General features: G+C 51.3%; 8 protein-coding genes. 6 read left to right on the top strand and 2 right to left on the bottom strand.

Annotation, left to right across the window (positions count from 1 at the left end; genetic code table 11):
* The first annotated feature begins 353 nt into the window (after nucleotides 1-353).
* From JMI88_RS30060 to JMI88_RS30050, 3 genes are all read left to right on the top strand, one after another.
* Nucleotides 354-1589, top strand: a complete 1236-nt coding sequence (locus tag JMI88_RS30060) for an NAD(P)/FAD-dependent oxidoreductase (protein WP_201365748.1) — start codon at nucleotides 354-356, stop codon at nucleotides 1587-1589.
* 303 nt (nucleotides 1590-1892) lie between these two features.
* Nucleotides 1893-3494 (top strand): zinc ribbon domain-containing protein, encoded by a 1602-nt coding sequence (locus tag JMI88_RS30055; RefSeq protein WP_201365746.1) that lies wholly within the window; start codon nucleotides 1893-1895, stop codon nucleotides 3492-3494.
* Nucleotides 3495-3886: 392 nt separating this feature from the next.
* The gene (locus tag JMI88_RS30050) at nucleotides 3887-4240 is read left to right on the top strand and encodes a hypothetical protein (RefSeq protein ID WP_201365744.1); all 354 of its coding nucleotides are present in this window, start codon (nucleotides 3887-3889) and stop codon (nucleotides 4238-4240) included.
* A gap of 179 nt (nucleotides 4241-4419) precedes the next feature.
* On the opposite strand, the gene JMI88_RS30045 is transcribed toward JMI88_RS30050, so the two are convergent.
* Complete coding sequence (locus tag JMI88_RS30045) at nucleotides 4420-5070, bottom strand: response regulator (RefSeq protein ID WP_126597536.1); 651 nt, start codon at nucleotides 5068-5070, stop codon at nucleotides 4420-4422.
* A gap of 68 nt (nucleotides 5071-5138) precedes the next feature.
* A complete protein-coding gene (locus tag JMI88_RS30040; RefSeq protein WP_201365742.1) occupies nucleotides 5139-6215 on the bottom strand; it encodes a sensor histidine kinase in 1077 nt (358 codons plus the stop codon).
* Between the two features lie 543 nt (nucleotides 6216-6758).
* Here JMI88_RS30040 and extP point away from each other — a divergent pair.
* From extP to JMI88_RS30025, 3 genes are read left to right on the top strand one after another with little or no spacing between them, the layout of a single operon-like run.
* The gene (gene extP / locus JMI88_RS30035) at nucleotides 6759-7568 is read left to right on the top strand and encodes a selenite/tellurite reduction operon b-type cytochrome ExtP (RefSeq protein WP_201365740.1); all 810 of its coding nucleotides are present in this window, start codon (nucleotides 6759-6761) and stop codon (nucleotides 7566-7568) included.
* A gap of 47 nt (nucleotides 7569-7615) precedes the next feature.
* On the top strand, nucleotides 7616-8158 hold the full coding sequence (locus JMI88_RS30030) for a cytochrome b family protein (protein WP_201365738.1): 543 nt from the start codon (nucleotides 7616-7618) through the stop codon (nucleotides 8156-8158).
* A 24-nt stretch (nucleotides 8159-8182) separates the two neighbouring features.
* Nucleotides 8183-8869: a Rieske (2Fe-2S) protein gene (locus JMI88_RS30025; protein WP_201365736.1), complete on the top strand. Its 687-nt coding sequence runs from the start codon at nucleotides 8183-8185 to the stop codon at nucleotides 8867-8869.
* The last annotated feature ends 153 nt before the right edge of the window (nucleotides 8870-9022 follow it).

The raw sequence follows: 9022 nt of genomic DNA, 5'->3' as shown, positions 1-9022 counted from the left end.
CCGTGATCTGCTGGTGAATTTACCAATCCGCGCTACCTGACCATTGCCCATATCCTGATCGCGCTTCTGGTAACCGCCCTCAACGTATGGCTTATTGTCGGTTACCTGCCTGTATAAAATTTCTAATATCATCGACGGAATAAAATGAGGGGTCCTTACACCTCAAGCGAACGCTTAAAGATAGGGATTTTTGGATAGAACTTCAAGCATCCTATAGCATACTCGACCATGGTATTTATGGGTCGAGTATGCTAATATTTTGCTAACCTGGCATAGAAAAAGTACCCATTCAGCAAGAGTGTCCGGGGAGGTAAGCCCCTGGCCAACGATATTTCGTATAAAGGAGATACCTTTTGGCAACTCACGAAAAAAGATATGTGATTATTGGCAATGGCGTTGCTGGCACGACAGCCGCAGAAACTCTGCGTAAAAACGACCCTAACTGTAGCATTCATCTGCTAACTAATGAACGTTATCCTCTATATAACCGTGTGTCGCTGCCACGTTTCTTACAGGGCGTGCTTGCGGAACAGAAAGTCATGATCCGCGACTTTGCCTGGCATGAGCAGCGCAACATCCAATTGATTACGGAAGTTCTGGTGGCGGGCGTCAATACCGAGGAGCGTGTGGTCAGTACAGAGGATGGGCGTGAATTTCCCTATGACGCTTTATTAATTGCCAGCGGTGGCTGGGCCAATCCTCTCACTGCTCCTGGTGCGCGCGATACCAAACACATTTACAACTTTGTTACGCTTGACGATACCAAAACTATTATTGAGCGTATGTTGGAGTCGCGTACAGCGCTGGCCTATGGCGGTAGCTTTATTGCTTATGAGCTGTGCGACGGTTTCGCGATGCGCAAACTGGATACCACCTGGCTGATGCGTGGCCCCTACTGGTTACGTAACTCGCTGGATACCGATGGCGGCGAAGTCGTGGATAACATTGCCAAAAAATTTGGGGTAGAGGTGATTCACGGCGACGAAATCGACTCCGTCGTCCCATCCAATGGTGTTCCCAGCTATGTCAAAACTAAAAAGGGCCGTGAGATTCAGGCCGACATGATTGGTGTGGGTCTGGGTATCACATTGAACACCCAGATTCTGGAGGGCTCACCTATCGAGGTTAATGGTGGCGTGGTCGTCAATGAATATCTGGAGACCAACGTGCCGGGCGTGTATGCAGCCGGCGACGTGGCCAATTTCTATGACTCTACTATTAAGCGCCACCATACCATGGGTACCTGGGACAACGCCAAAGCCCATGGACAGGTGGCGGCCGTCAATATGGCTGGCGGCAAGCAAGCCTATGTGGACGTTCCGACCTATACCAGCCCACTGTTTGATGTCAACATCGCTGTGGTTGGTAGCGCCGAATCAAATAATCCTGAGATGGAAACCATCGCCCTGCGTGAGCCGGGTGACAAAGGCAATGAAAATTATCGCCGCCTCTTTTTCCAGGAGAACAAACTGGTAGGCGTGCTGATGATTGGTAGTCCAAAGGGACGCAAAAAACTGATCGAGATTGTCAAGAGCCAGCAGCCTTTTGCGACCACTGCCGAGCGCGAAGCCCTCCTGACCCTCAAATAAATACCACACAGGGTGTGTTTCATGGCCATCCCATTGCGATGAGATGGCTCGCCCCCACTCTTTTTGCATGGGGTGTTGCATGAAGTACGCAAAGAGCACTTCATGCAACACCCCATGCAACTTTTTGAGCGCCACAGGCGCGAATCGTCAGGGGTCGAAGACACGTAAGGAAAACCAAAACCAAAACTATCCGAATATATGTATTATTGTATATATGTGCTATCTTTGAGGTTGTTACTTGACTGTTTGCTGCTTTTCAGCTAACGTAAGGTACGTTAAGAGCTAGTTATTAGGAGATGCTCCGTGGCGACAGTATGTACTCATTGTGGGACAGAATTACCGCGAGAGGACGCGCGGTTTTGCAATAATTGCGGTACCCTGATTCCTGATCATTTATTAAGTCCTCATGCGCATATGGCAGCCAACGAGGATGCACTTGACAAGATCAATGATGCGCTAGACCCAACTTCTTCATTGTCAGAGCAGGTGGCCCGGCAACCATTCGCCCAATCTACCCGATCTAAAAAGGCTGATAATTCAAATGTGACGCCCTGGCTGGGCATTCAGGGGTATGAGCCTCCAAATCCCGTTCCAGCCACGCCCGCTGATAATGGCGATGTTGCTGCCGGGAATGCTAATGCGCGTAGGCTGGGACAGGGTGGACGTCTGGGGCGTAAGAGCATGGCTGATCAGCAATCTGCCAATTTTACCTGGCCCGAGCCGATGACGCATATTATGACAGGGCGCGACACGCCTGGCGATCCCCAGGCTACGCCACAAGTTGTTTTTCCTGTCCTGCCCTCTACTCCTCCGCCCACCCGCGATCTGCGCACAAAGGTCTGGGACGACGTTGAGGATGCGCCAACTATGACTGATGTGGCCGTGCCAACCTCTGAGCCTCCAGTCAGTCAACCAGCGGCAGCGCAGTCACAGCAAGAAGAGATTGAAGACCTGCCGACGCAGTCATTATCTCGTTCTGACTTTGAGGAAGAAGATCCAACCGAAACTACGCTTACCCATCTACCAACCACTCAATTGAGCTCTGTTACTGCGCCCCCTCACCCAGAGGCTAATCTTCAGAAGCAGACCAATGTTACTCCATCTCAAGGTCCGGCTGTAGATGAGCATATCGACCAGATGCCAACCGCCCAATGGCAGAAGTCAGAGATTGCCAGAGATCAGATGCCATCACGTTCCGGTTCTCCAGATCGATCCAGGGACAACTCGGCGCCCAACCCGATCTCCTATCCTCCTGTCCCTGAAGGCCGGCAGCAGCCCGCTCCGGTGGCTGCCCCTGCAGCAACTCCCGTTCAGCAGTATCGTGAGACGCCGCTACCCCGATTGGCGTCGGCGTGGCCAGCACTAGCGGGAAAAGCTACAAAGCGCACACCCCTCGTGGCTATTGTGGCCGTTGTCCTGATCTGTGCCCTGGCGCTGGGAGGCTGGATTGCACTGGCGCATCCCTTCGGGGGGGCGGCGGATATCACGCCGTTACAGTCGGTTACCAACAACACTATCGGATTCTCTCTGGAGTATCCCGTGGGTTGGAGTAGCAGCACCAGTGGTACGACGCTGAAGTTAGCTGATAGCAGCGATACCGCTCAGATAACGATTGCCAGGTCCAATGCCGGTTCCACTGATCTGACGAAGTATCTGCAGCAGCAGGCAACAAAAATGGAGATGACCGATGCGAAGGCTGGCAGCGCCACCACATTTGCCGACACCAGCTGGCAGCAGATCAGCGGCGACTTCCAGTTGTCGGGGGCCAGTTATGTGGGGACCATCTATGCTGGCACCCACAATAACCAGCTCTATACCTGGACGCAGATCGCACCTAAGAACGTAGCGCAGGATGAAGAGAACCTCGTGTTTGCACCGGCGCGCTCAAGCCTGCATCTGCGCTAAGTCCAACGAAAAAATACCCTGCCTTTTCTGGCCGGACGGAAGAGATAACGTATACCATCGCGCTATACTCTTCGTCTGGCTTTTTGCGCTGGCTCCTGAAGCCGCTAGAGACGTTGCAAGACGTTTGGGCCTGCTTGTATGGTATAATGACACTCGGCCCGATTCGTGGAGGCTGACCATCCTGTATGGCTGTTACAGGTATATTGGAGCAGGGCTACTATGTATGTATGTGTATGACTCTGCCAGAGATATACCTGTGTAATAAAGTTCTACTACGCCTGAGCGTAGCTGCCCGGGGTCCATATGCCCTTACTGGCACAGGTTCTTTTAAGCGCATCACATTTGGAGAAAGGAGCGCGTAGCAGCATCGCTACTACGCCATATGATAACACATGGACGATATTCATTTCGAGCGGCATTTTCGCACGCCACACTCAGAAGGCTATTACATTATGCAGGGCAATAACCTGCAGAGCAATAATCGCCTGGGAACCGTTGACATACACTTTACCACGACCGCAGTGCATGGTACCCTTATTTTAGAGCGCGAGCTGGAAGAGTCTGATCTAACGAAGCTGATTGAGCAAATCGACGAAGACCTGGTGCTTTCAGCCGATATGCCGCGCGATGATTTTCTGGTGAGTGTCTATGTTGGTAAAGATGTCGGCTTTTATAGCGACGAATACTTTGCCGAAGAAAATAATGAGTCTCTCGACTTTGACGACGATGATGACTCCTCTCTCTAAGAGTGCTTGAAGGTCATGCTCTTCGTGCCTTTGGAATCAAGCTGAGGCAAGGAGATGATGTCCCCGACATCCTCGTCAGCACCTATGACGGTTCGTGCCTTCGCACTCAAAAAATTGTATGGAGTGTTGCATGAGGTGCGCACAGCGCACCTCATGCAACACTCCATACAATTTTTTAGTTAGTCTTCTAGCAGACCACGGCGCATGGCGTATTTGACCAGTTCGGCGCGACTGTGAAGGTTTAGTTTATCCATGATATGGGTGCGATGCGTATCTACCGTCTTGGGACTGATGATCAGGCGCTCGGCAATCTGATTGTTGGTATGACCTTCAGCAACCAGTTTCAGGATCTCGCGCTCGCGCTCAGTCAGGCTGCTATAGCTGTCGCGCTCTTCACCTGTGCGTACCCGTTGCAGATAATCGCCGACTACGACCGATTGGGCGGTGGGGGAGAGATAAAATTGCCCACTTTTAATCACGTGAATGGCTGTAATCAGCTCGGTGTCGGCCGCCTCTTTCAACATATAGCCAGCCGCACCGGCGCGCAGGGCCTGGAAGACATATTCATCGTGCTCATGCATCGTCAGCACCAGAATCCTGATATCGGGCAGCAAGCGCCTGATCTGCTTGGTCGCTTCAATCCCATTGATATCGGGCATCGTAATGTCCATCAGAATGACATCAGGCTGAAGTCTTTGTGCCTCCTGGATTGCCTGACGACCATCCTGTGCCTCGCCAACGACCTCCATGTCGGGCTGAGCATTGAGCATCATTTTTAAGCCTGCGCGTAAAATAGTATGATCATCTGCTAAGAGTATCCGTATCTTCATCAGTTATGTTCCTAATAGCGTTTCTTATGGAATAGTGCTTCAACAGTCAATGTTGTCTATCCAACTGTTCAGGTCGTGACGGCGACGTCGGAGGGCGCCAGTTGGATGGGTATATGGGCGCGAATAATGGTACCCTGCCCGAGGTGCGAGTTGATATCCAGTGAACCATCTAACAATTGCGCCCGCTCGAACATCCCGACCAATCCCCAGCCGCGCTCTTGTCCGATGGCCGGTTTCCTTTTCAGCTTTTCGACATCAAAGCCTTCGCCATTATCGGCGATCGTGACGTCAATGGCGTTATCTTTTTCCCTTAGAATGACGCTTACTTTCTGGGCATGGGCATGACGTGCCACGTTGGTCAGTGCTTCCTGTACGATGCGATACAATACTGTTTCGGTTTCAGATGTCAGGCGATCCTTCATGCCGGTCGTCTGAAAATCGACATCGATATCTGTCTTCTGCTGATACTCTTTGATATACCAGCGTAGCGCGGGCATCAGCCCGAGGTCGTCCAGTGCGCTGGGGCGGAGATCGATGCTCAGGCTACGAATGGCGCGCAGCGTCTGATGGGCCAGTTGGCGTGTCTCTGCAATGCGCTCGCGCGCCTCTGGTGACGTGATGGATTCCTCCAGGACGGCCAGGCTGATCAACAGAGAGGTCAGCACCTGCGAGGTTTCGTCGTGGAGCTCGCGTGCCACGCGTTTACGTTCCTCTTCTTGCGCATTAATGATCTGCGCCGCCCGCAGGCGGTTCGCTTCACCGATGGCTTCAAGCATCATATTAAAGGTACGCGCCAATTGATCGGCCTGTGGATCTGTTCCGGTCAGGGGAGCACGCAGCGTGCGTTCGCCTGCCTGTACCCGGTTCATAACTTTGCCGAGGTCTAACAGTGGACGGAAGGCGAATTGCAGCAAGACAAAGTTGAGTGCAATGCTGACCAGCCAGCCAACGGCCACAAAGATAATCAGTGGCACATAAGAAAAAGTATTGAGCCTGGTGGCCAGCCAGGTACCGCCGGTTGCTCCCACAAAGATAATCGCGCTATTTGCGAGTAGCACACGGTAGAAAACGGGCAATTCATTCAGCGCCCCGAGTATTTTGTGACTTTTGGGCGCATTAGTCTCATGTATTTGAGCGTCAGGCATCGCGAAAATCTCTTGAAAATTTCTTTATATTCACAAATTTTGAAGGTGTCAGTTGCTTCTCTCTAATGTAATTGTATCGGTTATTCCCCTCGACGTCAAACCACCTCAACCTGCTTATTATCATTATGAAATCAGGTATACCTCATAAAAAAATCAGGTATGTACCTGATGCCTCAACCTGAATGGCGCTGTATCTTAGGTTTAAATGTCTAATGGAAGGATTGAGACGTTTTGGGACAATAATCCGTTTCTCTTCCATCTCCTCTAGACAATCCATTATAATCTATGGTAAAGAGGGCAAAAGTTCTAATTTTAAACAGCTAACATTCCGTCTGCTCCTGATTTCTGAATCATGCTGGGGGTAGAGAAAAGCTCAGTATGATCGGGATGCTGGCAGGCAATGTCGGCTAGAGGGGGTACCAGTGTCGGAACACGTATGCTATAATCAGCGACACATTACAAGAAGAACTTTTGCGATGATATCTTTCCAACCTGATCAAGCTCTGCTCCCTTTTTCAGGCTTGATTCTTTTGAGGAGGCACAGTGAGCTCTACTAATAAAAGCTTGCTCGACGCAGCCACGCAGAAGATCGTCGAGAGCCAGGTATGGCGTTCCATCTTCCGTCACGGCTATCCAGATACTCCATTGAACCAGTCTCTGGTAATGATGAGTAACGTATTTCTGCATCTTCATCCGGTTAAAGTTAGCCGGCAGGCAATGAAGATTACTTACACCTGGTGTATGGGCGGCATCTCATTTTTCTTATTCTTGCTGCTAACTATTACCGGCGTTTTCCTTATGTTTTATTATGTGCCTGATACGAACGTTGCCTATCAGAATATCAATCAGTTAAGTAGCGCTGTTTCTTTTGGTCACCTTGTGCGCAATATGCACCGTTGGGCAGCCCACTTGATGGTTGTATCGGTGACGCTGCACATGATTCGTGTCTTTTATCATGGTGCATATAAGCCACCCCGAGAGTTCAACTGGGTGGTTGGCGTGCTGCTATTCTTTGTCACTCTGTTCTTAAGTTTTACCGGTTACCTGTTACCATGGGACCAGATCGCTATCTGGGCTATCACGGTCGGTACAAACCTGGCTCCATATACACCGTTGCTGGGCAACCCTGTATATAAAGTTCTGGTTGGTGGCGGTGCCGTTGGTCAGGCTACGTTGATCCGTTTCTATGTTGGTCACGTAATTCTGTTGCCATTGGCAGGCGCTATTCTGATGGCTGTCCACTTCTGGCGTATTCGTAAAGATGGTGGTGAGGCTGGTCCTCCTCCTCCTTCACGTCGAGAGTTGGAAGCCCGTGCCGAGCGCGACCAGGCCTTGTCTGGCGCACGTGGATAACGAGCCACGCCGTAGGATGACCTACGGCGTCATGAGAGGATACCTCTATGTCAATTGAACAGAAAGAACCAAAGGTACAGGCGTCGACGGCGGCAACGCAGCGGCGCTATCGTACTCTGGCAGTTGTCAAACAGGAGGCGATTACGCGTGTAGAGAAGCCACTCGAGGATTCGGTCTTCGTGTGGCCGCATCTGCTCGTGCGTGAGTTCTTTGCGGCTACCGCTTTGATGGTAATGGTTACGCTGCTCTCATTGGTTATCGACGCTCCTTTGCGGGAACCGGCAACTCCGAACTCAACGCCAAACCCGGCTAAGGCCCCATGGTACTTCCTGGGCTTACAGGAACTGCTGCACTATTTCCCGCCGACCACGGCTGGTGTGCTGGTGCCGGGCTTTACGCTGGCTGCCCTGGCTATTCTACCTTATGTGGATCGTAATCCCAGCCGCGCTTATGCTGATCGTAAGGTTGCAATTGTAACATTTACTATGTTTGTTGTTTTCTGGGCGGTGATTACGTTAGCTGGTAGCTTCTTCCGTGGACCCGGCTGGCTCTGGGTGTGGCCGTGGCAGCATGTTTACTTTGATCTATAGGCTGAGGAAAGAGGATTACTAACTATGAGTATTGATACACCGCCCATTTCACCGCAGCAGTATGAGGTGCTGCACGGTGGTGGTGCAGAAGCTGCGGAGATTGCAAAGCAGCGTATCTCACGCCGACGTTTCCTTCGCCGGTCAATGCTGGCTGTCTGGGGTGTTTCTGCCACCTCCGCGGTTGCCGGAGCTTTATTCTATATGTATCCGAGCCTGTCGGGTGGCTTCGGCTCTGTCCTGACGGTGGGTAAGGTGAGCGAGTTCAAAATGTCGGCGCCCGCCGAGTTTAAGCTAGAAATTCAGGGTGTCTACCATCGCCCTGTTGCTCGTACATATATTATTCATCTTGATCCATCAACGAAATTCTTGTTGCAGGGCGAGGACTTAACGAGTCAGCTCTCCTCCGAGAATGTGGTGAAAGATAAAGATGGTTCCTATTGGATCGCGTTATATCAGAAATGCGTGCATCTTGGTTGTACCGTGCCGTTTCGTGACAACTGCGGGAGCTTCAAATGCCCCTGTCATGGTTCGCACTACAACGTCACCGGTGAGTTCCTGGATGGCCCGGCTCCTCGTAGCCTTGACCGCTTCCAGATGTCAATCCAGGGTGAAGATGTCGTGGTAAATACAGGTGTTATCAACTCAACCGTTGCACACCCGGATGCCACAACGAGACTGGTTGCTGCCCCATCTGTGGAGTGTTCTGCATAGGGCGGTGCATGGTATTCTGACTCGCGTCAAATATGCATTCGTAAGCCAATACCTCATGAGCAACTGTCTCTGCTGGTCGCTGTTCGCATATCGGAAGAGGCAGTCTGCTTCTGCAAACAATATATCGCGGTGAGAACACCTTGAGGTTAACGC

The organism is Dictyobacter formicarum (assembly GCF_016587435.1).
Note: the sequence above shows the minus strand (reverse complement) of the source record. Positions and strands in the feature narration are given on the sequence as shown.